The sequence below is a fragment of the Fictibacillus sp. B-59209 genome, assembly GCF_036216745.1.
GTDB lineage: Bacteria > Bacillota > Bacilli > Bacillales > Fictibacillaceae > Fictibacillus_C > Fictibacillus_C marinisediminis.
The window spans coordinates 185,972-203,691 of record NZ_JARMMC010000005.1; the positions used below are offsets into that span (position 1 = coordinate 185,972).

Genomic DNA, 17,720 nt, shown 5'->3' on the forward strand with positions numbered 1-17,720 from the left:
AACCCAATTATTAGTTCAATAAGTTTTGAGGAGTATTCCTTTCCCTCAAAAAAGAAAGTAAAAACTGAATTTGTTGATCGTTCCTGTATTAAATCAGATTTGCATTTAAATAATCGGCTAATGTTTGCTGAAGCGTACCTTTAGTTGATGCATACTCATTAAACGAAATATCCAAATGAATCATTTTCCTGACAAGTTCTGGACGCAGACCGGTAATGACCGCTTCACATCCCATCAAGGAAACCCCGCTCATCACTCTTTGAAACTGGTGTATTACCTCAATATCCATATCTGTAATGCCTGATAGATCCATGATTAACGTTCGGATTTTTAAATTTGAAATATCCATCAATATTTTTTCCTCAATGGTATCCATACGGTACACATCAATTAAACCGATTAAAGGAAGGACGGCTACATGATGACTGATCGGTATAATAGGCGCAGATAAATGCTCAACTATTTTTCGCTGAGAGCTGATTAATTCATCTTTATAAGATGAATACCTAATGAAAAAACTATTAAGAAATTTATCGATGCCGTCATTGATCTGCATCTCCATCTCATAAATCATTGCTCTGTAGTCTGAAATACTGACTACAGGGGTATTCAGTTGATCGTATTTTAACAGGTAGTGCCAGAGAGTCCTTCTAATCGCATGTACCCACTCCAGCTTAAGAGTAAGAGTTAAAGAATGCTCTGCCCAGGCTACCCCTTCTTGCTTGGCAAAGGAAATGAGTTCGTTCTCTTTCCTTTCCACCACATACGTTACCAGCTTCTCAGCGTTTTTCAAAAGATCAATATTCCCTGATTGTAAAATATCATTTATTTTAGGCGCGACTTCTACAGCCTCGGATAACAGCTTATTTTGAAACTCTTCTCTCCGACTGATGATAAACTCAATAATTTCTCTTTGCTGTACTCTGTCCATTTGCTGTTCTCCTTCCAGTGTTAAAAAACTATCTCTTTTCCTATTTTAAATTCCCTTTATTTTTGAAGAGTTTTTATATTAACTATAAAAATATTCCCCTTCTCCTTTGTAATCAAACCTTTTTATAAAAAAAAAAATAAACAGGCCACCTGATTTGGATGGCCTTAATGTTATTGTCACAATAACCTTCAATTTTAGTTTGTGTGTATGATTAAAAAACGCCAATATGGACTATCGGGTGATTAAAGAAAACGACTTATTTTTATTAACGGATGACAAGGGCAATATTCCCGTTGACAATACATTCGGCAATGGGGCAGTTCTTCAGCTTCTGGAACTATATCATGGTCTTTACCCTGCCTATTTTGGTTCTTTACGCCTTCTTCAACCGCTATTTTGTCAAAGGCATTAAATTTACTGGGGATAAGTAGATTTTTTCGAAAAACAAAACAACAACCATACATTCTGCGAAAAAGCATGCCTGACTCATGGCGCATGCTTTTCTTTTGTCAGATCATTTTATTTTGATGAATCACATGAATTGGATAAAATAGGGGCAAGGATAAGCAAAGAACGTTCTTTGCAGAAAGAAGGAACCGTAATTGAAATTAAGCATTCTTGATCAATCTCCCGCCTCAAGCGGAAAAACCGCTCAGCAGGCTCTTCATGACTCGCTGAGCCTGGCGCAGGCAGGAGAGAAACTAGGCTACACGCGATACTGGATTGCCGAGCATCACGATTTTCCTGGACTGACCTGTCCGGCTCCGGAAGTGATGCTCGGGTATATTGGCGGGCAGACCGAAACGATCCGCTTAGGATCCGGAGCGGTTCTTTTGCCTCATTACAAGCCGTATAAAGTGGCAGAAACGTATAATCTCCTCGCTGCTTTATTTCCTGGGAGAATAGATGTAGGCATCGGAAGAGCACCCGGCGGATCGGCAGAAGCCACGATGGCACTCTCGGATAACTATTTGGAACAAGTCCGAAAGATGCCTGAGTCAGTAGACACGTTGCTGCATTTTTTCAAAAATGATTTTCCTTCAGATGACATGTTTTCTAAGATCACTCCATCACCAGTTCCTGACATCCTTCCAGAGCCTTGGATTCTCGGAACGAGCAAAAAGAGTGCCATTCTTGCTGCCAAACACGGGTTGTCTTATGCTTTCGGCCAATTTATGAGCGAACAGGATGTTACCGATATTATTGATCAGTACAAATCTGAGTTTAGAGCGAATAATTGGTCCCCGGTACCAAACACGATTGCAGCCGTATCCGTTCTTTGTGCGGAGACAAAAGAAGAAGCTGAAGATTTAGCACTGCCTAATCAAATTTGGAAGATCCAGCTGGCAAAAGGAGAGGGAAGAAAAGGAGTCCCATCCCTTGGAGAAGCGAAGCATTATTCATTGACTCCAGAGGAAAAAGAGATGCTGAACTCGATGAAAAAACGGTCCATTATCGGAAGCCCCTCTGATGTTAAGCGGCGTCTTGAGGAGCTGAGAGAACACTATCAAGCCGACGAAATGATGATTGTTACGATTACACATGATATAAAGGATCGTGTTCGTTCCTATGAACTGATTGCCAATGAATGCATAGCTTGCTCAACTTGAGCAAAAAATTTAGATACTTTAATTTTAATTGTTACAATAAAAAGCAAGGTTTAAATAAATCATTTTCTAAAATCATTTTTTATAGCAAGACGTTAGAAAGGAGGACAATTACAATGTCCCAGCAAAATCAATCATCTGCTAAAAAGCAGCTCCAAGATATCCCGTTTTCTGTATTGGATCTATCTCCGATCGTAATAGGAGGAAACGCTACAGAATCGCTTCAAAACACCCTTGATTTAGCACAGCACGCCGAAGAGTGGGGCTATAACCGCTTCTGGCTGGCTGAACACCATAGTATGCCTGGCATTGCCAGCTCTGCAACCGCCGTTGTTATTGGCCATGTAGCAAGAGGAACGGAGAAAATCCGAGTAGGGTCCGGGGGGATTATGCTGCCTAACCATGCTCCTTTGGTCATCGCTGAGCAGTTCGGAACTCTCGAGTCATTGTTCCCAGGCAGAATAGACCTTGGATTAGGTAGAGCTCCTGGCACAGACCAGGTGACAGCTAAAGCTCTTAGGCGCGAAAATATGAGCAACGGGGAAGACTTTCCAGAACAAGTGGATGAACTCCGTGCGTATTTAAAACCAGACGGATCAGGCAATCCGGTGAGGGCCATTCCAGGTGAGGGGCTGGACATTCCGATTTGGCTGCTTGGTTCAAGCGGATTCAGTGCGCGGCTGGCTGCTGAGCTCGGTTTGCCTTTTTCATTCGCGAGCCATTTTTCTCCAGACAATACTTTGCCTGCTCTTGATGTGTACCGCAGAAACTTTAAACCATCACAGGTATTGGACAAGCCGTATGCCATGGTGGGAGTTAACGTGATTGCTGCTGAAACAGAAGAGAAGGCCGCTTATTTGGCAACTTCCATGCAGCAGCAGTTTTTAAATCTTGTCAGAGGCATTCCTTCCAAACTTAAGCCACCTGTTGAAACGATGGAAGGAATCTGGTCCAATTATGAGAAAGCTTCTGTCGAACAGTCACTTCGAACAACCATCATCGGCACACCGGAAACAGTTAAAACAAAACTTCAGGCTTTCCTTGATGAAACTCAAGCGGATGAAATGATTGTCAACGCTCAGATTTTTGATCATCAAGAAAGATTGCGTTCCTATGAAATTGTCTCAGAAGTTTTCAAAAGATAGATAAATCAGCAAAGGGGCTGTCCAAGAAGTCTGTAAGCTGTTGATTTCCGTTCCAGGCTGCTNNCTCGCATCTTCCACTTCAATTAACTTTTCATTGAAGATTTTTCAAGCCAAAAAAGGGCTGTCTGAAGGTCAATTTTCGACTTTCTGGACAGCCCCTTTTAATTATTAATTTGAGTTATAAAAATCAAGGTGAATGACGGCCAGGGTAAGAGCGAGTATATCAATTTGCCTCTTGAGGCAGTCAGGATCGCAGTTCTCTGGAAAGATACAATGGATTTCCAATATGGGATAGGATAAGAAACTCCATCGCTTTTTTGCTTTAACTTGGAAGGTTGGTGAGCATAAGGAGCTCGCCCATTTTTTAGACAGGCTATGGCCGGTTTGTCCATAGTTGTAAAGTGTAAGATTTGTACGATCGAACTTATTGCTTTCTTGAAAGGAGATGTTAAGGATGAGAACTTCTGAATCCTTTTGGCTTCCTTCTACAGGACAAGTTACTCCATACGAGATTAATTGTTCCTTAAAAAGCTGTATTGTTTTTTGATGGAAACTGCTTGGTGTTTCATTATTTTGAAAAAGTGTTTGAATCCTTATCGGTGAATCGATAGAAGGAAGAGTAATATCAAGTCTTTGTTGTTTTTGATTCCAGGTTATAGTAGTACAGCCCAACTGCTTGAAAAATTGCAAATAGTGAGGGAGATTTGTTCGTAAAATTACCCCTCTTTTTATTCCCTGGATGTATAGATCAATGGGCACACATATACCTCCACATACTCTGATAATTATTTCTATGAAAGAAAAAGGAAAGAGTGTGGGTTTGTCCGGGGAAATGGAATGTTTATATGTTGAAATTTTGAATAATTAAGCAAAAAAGCGGCCAGCAAGGTTAACAAGCTGGCCAAAGAGAGTTATTCGGGGGAGGTGCGGCTACCATCCGCGCCTTCTTTTATAGACTAACATAAGAACATATGTTCGTAAACACCTTTTTTTAAATGCACAAAATTATAGAATAGGAATAAGCTTTTCTAGAGTGATGCTTTCAGGGAGATTCATATTACGACGGATCCTTATGATTTTCTTCCGTAAACGAAATCGTAATGGGTTTCGTTTTTTTCATCTTTACAAGTCTGATTTCGAGCAGGCCATGTCTGTATTCTGCTTTCACTTCGTCAGGTGAATATTGAAAGGGAATATGAATGACTTTTTTGAAAGGTCCGGACAATCTTTCATTCATCTTCAGTGCTTCTTTTTCAACCGGATACGTATACGGGATGTTTCCTTCCAATACAAGCTTATTCGCTTCAAGTACAATGTTCAGGTCTTCTTGAGACCGCAGACCCGGCAGTTCAACGACAAGGTATCCTTCCGTTTCGTTTTCATAAAAATCGGTACAAGCCGTCCGTTTTGGCACTACATGGTTTAAGTCCTGCCAAAAATCATTTCCGAGAACACCATCTACTTTTTCCTGTATGGATGCCCAGTCGAAATTCACTTTTTTACTCATACATTAATCCTCCATCTGCTGAAATCGGTATGCTGTAATCAGTCTATGAGTGAAAGGAGAAAAACATTAAAGCTTTTCAATTTTGACAGGCTATAAATAATTTTTGTTATTTATTAATAATAATTATAAAAAAGTGTTGATTTCATAGTGATAAGTGTTATCATTAAATTATAATCATTCTAAATAACTTATGAGGTGATAACATTGACGAATAAGAATCATTTGACGACCAGCTGGGGAGCACCGGTAGGAGATAATCAAAATTCAATCACTGCTGGTTCACGCGGACCAACATTGATCCAGGATGTTCATTTATTGGAGAAGCTGGCACATTTCAACAGAGAAAGAGTTCCTGAACGCGTTGTTCATGCGAAAGGTGCCGGAGCCCACGGATATTTTGAAGTAACGAACGACGTTTCAAAGTATACGAAGGCCGGCTTTTTATCTGAAGTCGGAAAACGCACGCCGCTGTTTGTTCGTTTCTCCACTGTAGCCGGCGAAAATGGTTCTGCAGATACCGTCCGTGATCCTCGCGGTTTTGCCGTTAAATTCTATACTGAAGAAGGTAACTATGATCTCGTCGGGAACAATACACCGGTCTTTTTTATAAGAGACGCCATTAAGTTTCCTGATTTCATACATACACAAAAAAGAGATCCGAAAACGCATCTGAAAAACCCGACCGCAGTATGGGATTTCTGGTCACTTTCCCCTGAATCACTGCATCAGGTTTCAATTCTGATGTCCGACCGCGGCATCCCGGCCACTTTACGTCACATGCATGGATTCGGCAGCCATACGTTTAAATGGGTTAACGCTGATGGTGACGGTGTCTGGATTAAATATCACTTTAAAACAGAGCAGGGTGTAGCGAATCTTGCTCCGGATGTTGCTGCAAAAATTGCGGGTGAGAACCCTGATTACCATACGGAAGATCTGTTTAACGCGATTGAAAAAGGTGATTTCCCGGCATGGAAATTGTATGTTCAAATCATGCCTTTGGAAGATGCGAATACGTATCGCTTCGATCCGTTTGATGTCACCAAAGTATGGTCACAAAAGGATTATCCGTTGATTGAGGTGGGAAGAATGGTGCTGGATAAAAATCCCGAAAACTATTTTGCAGAAGTGGAACAAGCAACCTTCTCACCAGGAACACTGGTACCCGGTATCGACGTTTCGCCTGATAAGATGCTTCAAGGCCGCCTGTTCGCCTACTCAGATGCGCATCGTTATCGCGTAGGAGCAAATCATCAGGCACTTCCGATCAACCGTCCGAAAAAAGAAGTGAACAACTATCAGCGTGATGGGCAGATGCGTTTTGACAGCAACGGTGGAGGTTCTGTTTATTATGAACCGAACAGCTTCGGCGGCCCTAAAGAAACACCTGAAAATAAACAGGCCGCTTATCCCGTTTACGGAGTTGCTGAAAGCGTAGGGTATGATCATAACGACCATTATACGCAAGCTGGAGACTTGTACCGTCTGTTAAGTGAGGAAGAGCGTTCCCGTCTTGTAAATACTATTGTGGAAGCTATGAAGCCTGTAGAGAAAGAAGAAATTAAACTTCGCCAGATCCAGCATTTTTATAAAGCAGATCCTGATTATGGAAAAAGGATTGCGGACGGACTTGGTTTACCGGTTCCGCAAGAAGCGCTATGATTCGACTTTTTTCTCAATTAGTATAGTGAATTCTCAATTAACAAGTACCCGCACAAACAGCGGGTACTTGTTTCTAAACGAATGAAAAGAGGATGTTGACCGTGGATGCGGAGCAAGTGACCAAATTAAAGTTAAAAGAAAGCGGCTTGCGAATTACCCCTCAAAGAGTCTTGATTTTACAAACCATCATTTCATCCGGGGGGCATTTGACGGCAGAGGAGATTCATCGGCAGCTTCCGCCGTTCATTACACTGGCTACGGTTTATAATAACCTGAAATCATTTGTTAACTTGGGGATCATCCAAGAGTTATCATTTGGAAATGGGAGCAGCAAGTATGAAGTTGTTGATGCAAAACATTACCATGTCATCTGTGAGTATTGCCAAAAGATCGTTGATTTTAACTATCCAAGGCTGATTGAAGTGGAGTATGCAGCTTCCCGATTAACAGATTATGACGTTCATCATCACACATTGGAATTCTACGGTTTATGCAAAGAGTGCAGAAATAAATAAAAAGAAAAAGTGAGGCTCGTGAACATGGCTGTTGCCGAACATATCGAATGCCCCAAGTGCCAGAGTGAAATTAAATTCTTGAAACACAGCATGCGATGCAAATGCGGAATGAGAATCATTACGAAACATCATCTGAAAATAACCACAAAATAAATCCAGCCGAATGAATACGGCTGGATTTTTATTGTTTATCCGCAGATTGTAATCTCATCATGATCTACACAGCGGGATTTATCGCAGATGAGCCGCGTTTGGAGACGGTACGTAACAGTAGGAGAGGAAGAAATAAGATCATCGGGCAATTGATAGGACATCGGGATTTCAATGCTTCCATCAGGAGTAAGCTCTTTAGACATATAGATGGTAGTGGCAGACTCAATCATCCGCTCTGTTTTATCCTCTTGGTTCTGAACAATCAGATCACATTCGAGCCGTTTGATGATTTGCTTCATCCATCTTCCTTTAAGAAGGAAAAAGCCGTTAACATTTTCTCCAGGCTTTAATTCATAGGAATCGAGTTTAAGATCGATCGTAGCCTGTCCGAGCTTAAATAAGCTCATGCATTTTTTTAACACGTAATGTACCTCCAGTAACAATATCAAGTTAAAAACCTTTTCCGATGCCCTTCGGTAAAGGTCTCGCAAACAACAAAACTGTATGCTGCTCTCCTTTGGAGTCTAGTTTTTCTATCTATTTTATGACCTGATTTTTTTACATCTCAATGATTCGATTCTCATTGTAAACGCATGGTACTTAGGTGTCAATAGAAGTTTATTAGAATGAAAATCCCCTATTCTAAGGTCGTGCTCTTCACGAATATAATCATGCTGATGAGGTCATTTCCGTTCACTAAGAAGGTGTTTTTGCAGGTTGCCAAACAGGGGGTGAACGCAGAGATGTATTTTTACGAGATTGCTTACAGGCTGAAAAAATTGAAGGAAGGGTGTGTGATCGCAACACTCCTTCATGTGGAAGGTTCCTCTTACTTAAAGGAAGGCGCGATGCTGCTTTTTCATCAGGATGGTAAAACAGGTATGATCAGTGCAGGATGTGTAGAGAGCGATCTGGAGGAACGCAGCCGCCAGGTCCTGTTGGATGGCCAGCCTCAATATGCCGTCTATAACCAAAGAAGCGATGAAGACCTTTTGTGGGGAACGGGAACCGGCTGCAGCGGGGTGCTCCATGTTTTAGTAGAGAGGGTAGATGAAGAGCTTCGTCACCAGCTTCTTGATGTAAAACGGTCCTTGGAAGAAGGGAGGCCAGTTCTGCATCGTAAGGAGTTGTTTATTGATGAAACTCGGCTAAACATTAAAAATCACTTTGAAAAATCGGATAAGAAAACCATTTTCAAAAATGGCCTTATTTCAACGAATGACGTGGAGATGATCTTTTTTTATTTGTTTGAACCCATGCCAAGGCTAGTCATATTCGGAGCAGGTGAAGATGCTAAATCGGTGGCTAAATTGGCAACCGAGACTGGGTGGTTGGTAACCATTTGTGACTGGCGTCCAGCATTTTGCAACCGCGCTGAATTTCCCTTTGCGGATCACTTAATCGTTGGTTATCCGCCAGACCTTTTTGATAAGCTTGCTTTTGACTCTCAAGATTTTGCAGTAATCATGTCCCATAACTTTCAACAAGACAAACAATTTCTGTCTCAGCTTCTCAAACAAAAACTTCGCTATGTTGGCGTGCTTGGGCCACGAAACCGGACAGAGAAGCTTTTGGAAACGAAGGAAATACCAGCATTCATCTCTTCACCTATTGGACTTTCGATCGGTTCATCAGGTCCCCATGAAATTGCAGTCAGTATTCTCGCAGAGATGATAGCAGTTTATCGGCTGGAAAAAAAGCATCCGGCGGGAAGCTTTTTATGAGAGAGGGAAAGATTGTGGCTATTTTTCTTGCGGCCGGCAGCAGCCAGAGGATGGGTTTCCAAAAGTTGTGGCTTCGATTAGGTCATGAATGTCTTGGAAACTGGGCATTTCGGGCGGCTCTTCAATCGTTGATCGACCATATCATTGTGGTGACGAGAGAGAATGATCTCCTCGACTGGATGGACTCTTCATTCTTTAAACGTCCTTATCGCCAAAAATGGAGTCAGGTGACCTGCAAAAATTCAGTGCAGGGACAGTCTGCTTCTCTTGTTGCAGGGGTGAAAAAAGCAGAAGAGCTTTTACCGAACGGAATAATCGTGCTTCTTGCTGACCAGCCTTTGATTACAAAAGAAATGATTAATGAACTGATCCTTTGCTTTAAAAAAGAGTCTCCTATAGCGTTTGTGGCTGCGTGCCATAAGAATTGCTTGAGGCCACCGGTGATTTTTTCAAAACACCTGGCAGCACAGGTGAAAGGAATAACAGGAGATCATGGTGCACGTCATATATATAGAAATAAAAAGTATTTAAACGGTAAAATCATTCACTATAATGACCTTTCTCTTTTTGCAGATGTTGATACAGAAGAAGATTACATTGAGATCAAAAAGCTGATGAAAAGGGGAGGATGGAAGTGGAGTACATTGGAAAAAGTGTAATCCGAAAAGAAGCCTGGGATAAAGTATCGGGCACAGCAAAATACACAGCAGATGACTCATCCCCTGGTACCCTTCATGTCAAACTCCTTGTCAGCCCTTATGCACATGCCCGTATAAAGAGCATTAAAAAAGAAAAGGCGTTACAAGTATCCGGTGTCCGTGCCATCCTTGCCGGAGACCATTTCCCTCTCACGGGCGAAGAAATCCGTGACCGTCCGCCATTGGCGACTGAAAGAGTAAGGTATCATGGTGAGGCTGTTGCTCTTGTTGTAGCTGATACACCCCATCAGGCTAAAAAGGCAGCTGATCTGATTGAAATAGAATATGAACCGTTGCCCGTTGTCCATAATCCAACAGAAGCTTTAAAAAAGGATGCCCCTCTCGTACACGAGCATCTGGGCCGCTATAAAAAAGAAGAGCGGGTATACCCGGTGCCTGGCACCAACATCGCTAACCAGACAAAAATCAGGAAAGGAAATATGGAGAAAGGTTGGAAAGAAAGTGAAGTAACAGTGGAAGAGCACTTTTCATTTTCGCCTTCCGATCATGCCGCCATGGAAACGAGATGTTCATCGTGTGAGATTCGTTCGAACGGGGATGTGATCATTACCTCTTCTTCCCAGGCTCCTTTTATGATCAAACGGCTGATTCATGAATACTTTGATGTGGACATTGGAAAAGTGATCGTGGAAACACCTCTGGTCGGTGGAGGATATGGCGGGAAGGCGTCCATCCAGCTTGAACTGCTCGCCTATTTAGCATCTAGAGCGGTGGGAGGAAGAAAGGTTAAACTGCTTAATAGCCGTGAGGAGGATCTACTGACTTCACCGGTGCACATCGGACTGGATGCCACGGTAAAATTGGGGTGTACAAAGGAAGGAAAGATCAAAGCTGCCGAGCTCCAGTTTTTGTTTGATGGGGGAGCCTATTCGGATAAAGCAGCGGATCTCAGCAAGGCGGCTGCAGCAGATTGCACTGGTCCTTATGATATTGATAACGTCTGGTGTGATTCGCTCTGCATGTATACGAACCACCCATATGCGGCGCCCTTCAGGGGATTCAGCCATTCCGAGCTTTTGTTTGCCATCGAGCGGACAATGGATTCTTTAGCTGAAAAAATCGGGATGGACCGGCTTTTGCTGCGTTACAAAAATGCGATCAAACCCGGTGATACAACACCGACACAAGTGCCGCTGAACAAGAGCAATGTAGGGAATCTCCCAGCTTGCATCCGCCGTTTGAAAGAAATCATCCATTGGGATGAAGGAGTGGCCAAAGAAATAGGGAACAACAAAGTACTTGTAAAAGGCGTGAGCTGCATCTGGAAGACTTCCACGATCGAATCGGATGCTGGTTCAGGGGTTATTTTAACCTTCAATCCTGACGGCAGCATCAATTTAATCTCAGGCGTCATTGAGATTGGCACAGGGACAAAAACGGTGCTTGCACAAATTCTGGCAGAGCGGCTGCAGATGGAAATAAGCCAGATACATGTTCAGATGAAAGTGAATACTCAAAGTACTCCCGAACACTGGAAAACCGTTGCAAGCCGGGGAACTTTCTTGGCGGGAAGAGCGGTCCTTGAAGCGGCAGACGATGTGATTTGCCAGCTGAAAAACATCGCATCCTGTGTATTGCGAGCTAAAGCATCAGATCTGATGGTAGCGTTTGGAAAGGTGTTTTTACGGGACGATCCAAGCATTGGAATCGATGTGAAGGATATTGCCTACGGGTACAAGTTCTCTAATGGCAATGCGATCGGCGGCCAGATTATCGGAAGGGGACATTACAATCTGCGTCACCTTACTTATATGAATAAAGAAACAGGCGCAGGCAAGCCGGGGCCGGAATGGTCTGTAGGAGCTCAGGCCGTTGAGGTTGAGTTTGATAAACGGCAATTGACGTACCGGATCGTACGGGCGGTTTCTGTTATTGACATCGGAACGGTTTTGAATGAGAAGGCCGCAAGGGGCCAGGTGATGGGAGCGATGAGCATGGGGCTCGCATTTGGCGGCCGTGAAACCTTTAGATTCGATGAGTTTGGGAGAGTGCTGAATTCTCAGCTCCGAACGTACCGGCCGCTCCGTTATGGTGAACATCCTGAATACGTTGTGGATTTTGTCGTAACTCCCCAGATCGATGCCGCGTATGGTGCAAGAGGAGCAGGCGAACACGGAATCCTAGGAATGCCTGCAGCTCTTGGAAATGCTCTTTCCATCGCTGCCGGTGTAAAGTTAAACGAACTTCCGCTTATCCCTGAGCTGATCTGGAGAACCAAGGAAAAGGAAGGGGCCAGCCATGCTTTCCTTTGAGTTTGATTATTATCATCCGACAAGTATCGAGGAAGCGGTGCAGCTCTTTCACACTTTGGACGAGGAAAGGAAATATCCGCTCTATTACTCAGGCGGAACGGAAATCATCACGCTCGGACGATTGAATCTTGTGTATACGAACGCGGTCATTGACATCAAAGGAATTCCGGAATGCAATGTAATGGAAAGCCATGGCGATTCTTTTGTCACTGGTGCCGCGCTCAGCCTGACTGCCATAGAGGAGCATAATGGATTTCCGCTTCTAAGCAAAGCGGCAAGCGGTGTGGCTGACCACACGGCGAGAAATAAAATTACGATCGGGGGAAACATCTGCGGACAGATCTTTTACCGTGAAGCAGTTCTTCCGTATCTATTAACGGACAGTAAAATAGTGGCTGCCGGCATGGATGGCAACAGGACAGTGGCTTTGATGAATGTTTTTAACAAGACGCTAAGTCTGAAAAGAGGAGAGTTTCTCGTACAGCTTCAGACCGATAAACATTATTTAGACCTTCCATATCATTGTGTGAAAAAGCGTCAGCAGTGGGACACCGGCTACCCACTGGTAACGATTGCCGCGATCAAAGCGGAAGAGGGAATCAGAGTTGCTTTCAGCGGAGTCTGTCCTTTTCCATTTCGATCTCGAGAGATGGAAAAGGCGCTTAATGCCAACGGTGCTTCTTTACAGGATCGGATTCTTGCATCTCTCAAGCACCTGCCCACACCGGTTCTGGATGATATAGAGGGGTCATCGCAATATCGGCTCTTTGTGCTGAAAAATACGCTCTTTGACATCTTAGAAGAGCTCGAGGGGGATAACCGATGAATGCAGCACGGAGTCTGTCAGCAGTCTTACATGTCAATGATGAAGAAAGAGCGGTAGTCATCAAGCCAACGGACACTTTGCTGTTCGTGTTAAGAGAGAAGATGGGATTAACCGGAGCAAAGCCAGGATGTCTGAACGGAGACTGTGGCGCCTGCACGGTAAACGTCGATGGGCTCGCGATGAAATCCTGCCTGATGCTCGCAGTGGAAAGTCTGAGCAAGAAGATTACAACGATCGAAGGCTTAAAAGGAACACCCATCCAGCAGGCCTTTATTGAGCATTTTGCTTTTCAATGCGGATACTGCACTCCGGGATTTATTATGAACTGCCATGCGATGCTGGAAAAAGTTCCAGATGCCAAAGACGATACAATCGCTGAGTGGCTGAATTCCAACATATGCCGCTGCACAGGGTATGAGGAAATTGAAGGAGCGGTGAAATCCATCGTGAAAAAAAATCAAATGAATAGATAAAAATTATAGTCAGCCCTTGTACGGCTGATTTTTTTGTTTTATTAAATGCAACCTGCAATCTAATAAACTAGTTTAATTTTGGAAAGGAAGGGAAACGTTCTAATGGATATACATAATTTATAGTCTGAATACGGCCCTAAGGAGGAATTGAACTTTGAGTACGAATGATCCGAAAAACAACAGCGGGGAAAATAAGAAGGACAAGCAGCTTCAAGCATTCAGAGTGAACAATAAAGGGAAGAAGCTGACCACCAATCAGGGGCTTCGCATTTCTGAGGATGAACACTCACTAAAAGCTGGAGTGCGGGGACCGACATTAATGGAAGACTTTCATTTCCGTGAAAAGATGACTCACTTTGACCATGAAAGAATCCCTGAGCGGATTGTGCATGCAAGAGGGTATGCGGCGCACGGTGAATTTGAAGTCTATGAATCCATGAAAGAGTTTACGAAGGCTGGATTTCTTCAGGATCCATCTGTGAAAACACCAGTATTTGTCCGTTTCTCCACAGTTGCCGGATCACGCGGTTCCGGGGATACTGTACGTGATGTGCGGGGATTTGCTACCAAGTTTTATACGGAAGAAGGGAACTATGACCTCGTAGGAAACAATATCCCTGTCTTTTTTATTCAAGATGCGATTAAATTTCCGGATCTTGTTCATGCATTTAAACCGGAGCAGCATAATGAGATCCCTCAGGCATCCACTGCTCATGATACGTTCTGGGATTTTGTTGCCAACAATACGGAATCAGCTCATACGGTAATGTGGGCGATGTCCGACCGTGCCATTCCCCGCAGCTACCGTATGATGGAAGGTTTTGGTGTGCACACGTTCCGCTTTGTGAACGAACAGGGACAGGCTCGCTTCGTTAAGTTCCACTGGAAGCCGAAGCTCGGTGTGCATTCCCTCGTTTGGGACGAGGCACAGCGTCTTGCCGGTAAAAATCCTGACTTCCACCGCCAAGATCTTTATGAAGCCATTGAAAAAGGAGACTACCCGGAATGGGAGCTTGGTGTTCAAATGATCGAGGAGGAAGATGAGTTTAAATTTAATTTTGATGTGCTGGATCCCACGAAAATCTGGCCAGAAGAGCTTGTTCCTGTGAAAATTATCGGGAAGATGACACTTAATCGCAATCCTGATAATTACTTCTCTGAAACAGAACAGGTAGCCTTCCACCCTGGACATGTCGTACCCGGCATTGACTTTTCGAATGATCCGCTCCTTCAAGGGCGCTTATTCTCCTATACAGATACGCAGCTTTCCCGTCTTGGCGGTCCGAATTTCCATGAGCTGCCGATTAACCGGCCGGTGTGCCCGTTCCACAATAACCAGCGAGACGGTATGCATCGCATGACGATTAATCAAGGGCCTGTTGCTTATCATAAAAACTCTTTGGAAAATAACGATCCAGCGCCAGCCACTGAGGAAGAGGGCGGCTATGCTCATTATCAGGAGAAAGTGGAAGGGCGGAAGGTTCAGCAGCGCAGCGACAGCTTCAAGGACCATTTCAGCCAGGCGAAGCTCTTCTGGAACAGCATGTCAGAAGTCGAGAAGCAGCATATTATTAAAGCGTTCCGTTTTGAAGTCGGAAAGGTGAAAAGCAAAAGTGTTCAGCAGCAGGTTGTAAATCTGTTCAGCAATATTGATGCCGACCTTGCTGAACAGATTGCAGCAGGAGTGGGTGTAAAAGTCTCGAACAGTGCTCAACCTTCTCAAGAAACCGCGTCATCACCGGCATTAAGCCAAGAAAACACCATCAAAGCTCCGGCAACAAGAAAAGTCGCCATTCTGGCAGAAGACGGGTTTAACTTTGAAGAAGTCAGCGGGTTGAAGGATGCGTTGAAGAAGGCTGGAATCACATCTGAAATTGTCAGTGAAACACTTAATCCAATCTCGAGCAGCGACGGACAGGAGCTGGAAGTCGATCAAACTTTGCTTACGAGCGATTCGGTACTCTATGACGCCGTTTATGTGGCCGGCGGAAAAGACAGTGTGAACAGCTTAAAAGCAGTAAAAGAAGCAACGACATTTGTGAATGAGGCATTTGCACATTTCAAAGCGATCGGTACAGCCGGAGAAGGAACGGAACTGCTGGCAGCAGCGGGTGTTGACTCCAGGGCCGCTGGAGTGGTAATCCTGGAAAGCAGGAACAGCGAGTCCTTTATTCAAGCTGTGGCGCAGCATCGCCATTGGGCACGACAAGTATAAAGGATATAAAAAATGAAGCAGCCGCTTTCGGCTGCTTCGTTTTTATTTATTTTAAAAGGATTAAAGAAGTACAGAGCGAAGTAGAAAAGATTGAAAAAGATACGCCGATTCTCGTAAGTGTGGAGGAAGCTGGCTTTGGATTATTTTTCCGGCTGCTACAGGGGAACCTGCTATTCCATCTACCAAACCAATCGAAAGGGCAGAAAAATATGTTTAAAACGATCATCGAACCGCGCGTTTCAGAAACAGACGGGGTTGGACATATCAACAATACGACGATACCCATCTGGTTAGAGGCGGGCAGGAACAAACTGTTTAAACTGTTCACACCGGACAGCTCATTCGAAAACTGGAAAATGATCATACTGAACATGAATGTTGATTATGTCGACCAGATCTATTTCGGAAAAGATGCCGAGGTGTATACGTGGGTAAAACGGATCGGAAATACCAGCCTCGAGCTGTATGAAGAAATTCGCCAGGACAACAGGCTTTGTGCAAAAGGGACGGCCGTCTACGTAAATCATGATGTTAAAAAGGGTAAATCGGAAGTGATTCCGGAAGACATCAGGTCTGAACTCGAAAAACATAGGTATAGTGAGAATGTTGAGTAAGAAGAGGAAAAAGAAGCCAAGGCAGTGCGCTTTGGCTTCTCTTTTTTATGAAAATGATGTGTTTGGCAAGTAAAGCTTGTCGAACTGCAAGTAACGGGCCGTTTTTCGCAAGTAATCTTTGTCGAACTGCAAGTAAATGGCCCGGTTTCGCAAGTATGTCCTGTCAACTCGCAAGTAACCATCCCGGACGGAGGAATCTTCCCGTCTCAATAACTTTTTTGAGCAGGATTTCTGCATGATTCGCTGATTATGGATACAATAGGGAATAGTTGTACGTAAATAGGGGGTAAAACTATGAAAGTTGAAATATGGTCAGATTATGTTTGTCCATTTTGTTATATCGGAAAACGACGTTTTGAGAACGCGCTGAACGACTTTGAAGACCGTGAAAACGTAGAAGTCATTTATAGGAGTTTTGAACTCGATCCTTCTTTCAAAAATGAAACAAATAAAAACATGCATACTGTTTTGGCTGAAAAGTACGGCATGTCTTATGAGCAAGCAAAAGGAATGAATGATCAGATGACACAGAGAGCGGCAGAAGTTGGCTTGACCTATGATTTTGAAAATATGAAACCGACGAACACCTTTGATGCCCACAGGGTTTCTCATTTTGCCAAACAAAAGGGACTGCTGAAAGAAGTGACAGAACGTATCCTTAAAGGTTATTTTACCGAAGCCCTTGATATCAGTGAGCATGAAACACTGGCGAAGCTTGCGGCAGAAGCCGGTCTTGATCAGGAAGAAACACTTGCTGTATTAAGAGAAGGGAAATTCGCAGACGATGTCCGTGCAGACGAGGCGGAAGCATCACAACTTAAGATAACCGGTGTTCCTTTCTTCGTTTTCAATCAAAAGTATGGTATATCAGGCGCACAGCCGGAAGCTGTCTTTACCGAAGTCCTCGAAAAGGTGCAGGAAGAAGAACAGCAAAACAGCCCGATCCAAGTGATTAGCAGCAGTGAGAAGAAAGAAAATAAGGATGATCAATGCTCAGACGGCTCCTGCAGCATTTAAGGGCAGTCATCCATTTTAGGAGTTGTTTATCATATTGAATACCGTCATTCTCAATGATAGGAAATTTGATGTAACAGATTTGCATCTTACGACTACAGCCAGCCAACTGAAAAAGATCCGTTTCAAGTTTAAAGTAGAGCATAGTGAGTATCACGACATTACGACGCTTCTTTACAAAAACGATTTTGAAGTAAAAGTCCCTGAAAAAGACCTCCGATTCCGAGCTGAAATCAGCCAGTATTCTACGTCTATCACTGATTTGTACAAAGAGAACGCTGTTGGTGATTTTGCTCTTGAGCTTACGGAAAAAGAATAAGGGTGAAGAGAGAGAGCGGAAATCCGTTCTCTTTTTTCATGATA

At 43.6% G+C, this 17,720-nt stretch carries 17 protein-coding genes and 1 pseudogene; 14 read left to right on the plus strand and 4 right to left on the minus strand.

The annotated features are described in order from the left end of the window. Nucleotides 1-88 precede the first annotated feature (88 nt). Complete coding sequence (locus tag P4361_RS03355) at nt 89-931, minus strand: STAS domain-containing protein (RefSeq protein ID WP_328088298.1); 843 nt, start codon at nt 929-931, stop codon at nt 89-91. A 290-nt stretch (nt 932-1,221) separates the two neighbouring features. On the opposite strand from P4361_RS03355, the pseudogene P4361_RS03360 reads away from it, so the two are divergent. The 3 genes and pseudogenes from P4361_RS03360 to P4361_RS03370 form a co-directional block, all read left to right on the plus strand. Then, nucleotides 1,222-1,362: pseudogene (locus P4361_RS03360) on the plus strand (carbohydrate ABC transporter permease); the annotation flags it as partial. 171 nt (nt 1,363-1,533) lie between these two features. Then, nucleotides 1,534-2,541, plus strand: a complete 1,008-nt coding sequence (locus P4361_RS03365) for an LLM class flavin-dependent oxidoreductase (RefSeq protein ID WP_328088299.1) — start codon at nt 1,534-1,536, stop codon at nt 2,539-2,541. Between the two features lie 113 nt (nt 2,542-2,654). After that, nucleotides 2,655-3,683 (plus strand): LLM class flavin-dependent oxidoreductase, encoded by a 1,029-nt coding sequence (locus tag P4361_RS03370; RefSeq protein ID WP_328088300.1) that lies wholly within the window; start codon nt 2,655-2,657, stop codon nt 3,681-3,683. Nucleotides 3,684-3,851: 168 nt separating this feature from the next. Here the strand turns inward: P4361_RS03370 and P4361_RS03375 are convergent, their stop codons facing one another. Together P4361_RS03375 and P4361_RS03380 are read right to left on the minus strand one after the other, a co-directional pair. Next, nucleotides 3,852-4,442, minus strand: a complete 591-nt coding sequence (locus P4361_RS03375; RefSeq protein WP_328088301.1) for a hypothetical protein — start codon at nt 4,440-4,442, stop codon at nt 3,852-3,854. A 298-nt stretch (nt 4,443-4,740) separates the two neighbouring features. Further along, nucleotides 4,741-5,190: an Hsp20/alpha crystallin family protein gene (locus P4361_RS03380; RefSeq protein ID WP_328088302.1), complete on the minus strand. Its 450-nt coding sequence runs from the start codon at nt 5,188-5,190 to the stop codon at nt 4,741-4,743. 204 nt (nt 5,191-5,394) lie between these two features. Between P4361_RS03380 and katA the strand changes: the two genes are divergently transcribed. Then, nucleotides 5,395-6,852 (plus strand): catalase KatA, encoded by a 1,458-nt coding sequence (gene katA / locus P4361_RS03385; RefSeq protein ID WP_328088303.1) that lies wholly within the window; start codon nt 5,395-5,397, stop codon nt 6,850-6,852. A gap of 92 nt (nt 6,853-6,944) precedes the next feature. Then, entirely contained in the window at nt 6,945-7,367 is a 423-nt protein-coding gene (locus P4361_RS03390) for a Fur family transcriptional regulator (protein ID WP_425590219.1), read from the plus strand. Between the two features lie 188 nt (nt 7,368-7,555). Here P4361_RS03390 and P4361_RS03395 read toward each other — a convergent pair whose 3' ends face one another. Beyond that, nucleotides 7,556-7,942, minus strand: coding sequence for a sporulation protein (locus P4361_RS03395; RefSeq protein ID WP_328088305.1), 387 nt, complete (start codon nt 7,940-7,942; stop codon nt 7,556-7,558). 204 nt (nt 7,943-8,146) lie between these two features. Here P4361_RS03395 and P4361_RS03400 point away from each other — a divergent pair, with 204 nt between their 5' ends. From P4361_RS03400 to P4361_RS03440, 9 genes are all read left to right on the plus strand, one after another. Then, nucleotides 8,147-9,244 carry an XdhC/CoxI family protein gene (locus tag P4361_RS03400; protein ID WP_328088306.1) on the plus strand — a complete coding sequence of 366 codons (1,098 nt, stop codon included), beginning with the start codon at nt 8,147-8,149 and terminating at the stop codon, nt 9,242-9,244. Beyond that, the gene (locus tag P4361_RS03405; protein ID WP_328088307.1) at nt 9,241-9,903 is read left to right on the plus strand and encodes a nucleotidyltransferase family protein; all 663 of its coding nucleotides are present in this window, start codon (nt 9,241-9,243) and stop codon (nt 9,901-9,903) included. The genes P4361_RS03400 and P4361_RS03405 overlap by 4 nt, the downstream gene beginning before the upstream one ends. After that, nucleotides 9,879-12,215, plus strand: coding sequence for a xanthine dehydrogenase family protein molybdopterin-binding subunit (locus P4361_RS03410; RefSeq protein ID WP_328088308.1), 2,337 nt, complete (start codon nt 9,879-9,881; stop codon nt 12,213-12,215). The genes P4361_RS03405 and P4361_RS03410 overlap by 25 nt, the downstream gene beginning before the upstream one ends. Further along, nucleotides 12,202-13,041 carry an FAD binding domain-containing protein gene (locus P4361_RS03415; protein WP_328088309.1) on the plus strand — a complete coding sequence of 280 codons (840 nt, stop codon included), beginning with the start codon at nt 12,202-12,204 and terminating at the stop codon, nt 13,039-13,041. The genes P4361_RS03410 and P4361_RS03415 overlap by 14 nt, the downstream gene beginning before the upstream one ends. Then, nucleotides 13,038-13,514 (plus strand): (2Fe-2S)-binding protein, encoded by a 477-nt coding sequence (locus P4361_RS03420; RefSeq protein WP_091003609.1) that lies wholly within the window; start codon nt 13,038-13,040, stop codon nt 13,512-13,514. The genes P4361_RS03415 and P4361_RS03420 overlap by 4 nt, the downstream gene beginning before the upstream one ends. A gap of 154 nt (nt 13,515-13,668) precedes the next feature. Then, complete coding sequence (locus P4361_RS03425) at nt 13,669-15,729, plus strand: catalase (protein WP_328088310.1); 2,061 nt, start codon at nt 13,669-13,671, stop codon at nt 15,727-15,729. Next, entirely contained in the window at nt 15,711-16,343 is a 633-nt protein-coding gene (locus tag P4361_RS03430) for a thioesterase family protein (RefSeq protein ID WP_328088311.1), read from the plus strand. Before P4361_RS03425 ends, P4361_RS03430 begins: the two co-directional genes overlap by 19 nt. A 294-nt stretch (nt 16,344-16,637) precedes the next feature. Then, the gene (locus P4361_RS03435; protein ID WP_328088312.1) at nt 16,638-17,360 is read left to right on the plus strand and encodes a DsbA family oxidoreductase; all 723 of its coding nucleotides are present in this window, start codon (nt 16,638-16,640) and stop codon (nt 17,358-17,360) included. Between the two features lie 34 nt (nt 17,361-17,394). Continuing rightward, entirely contained in the window at nt 17,395-17,676 is a 282-nt protein-coding gene (locus P4361_RS03440; protein WP_256226398.1) for a DUF3219 family protein, read from the plus strand. Nucleotides 17,677-17,720: the final 44 nt, after the last annotated feature.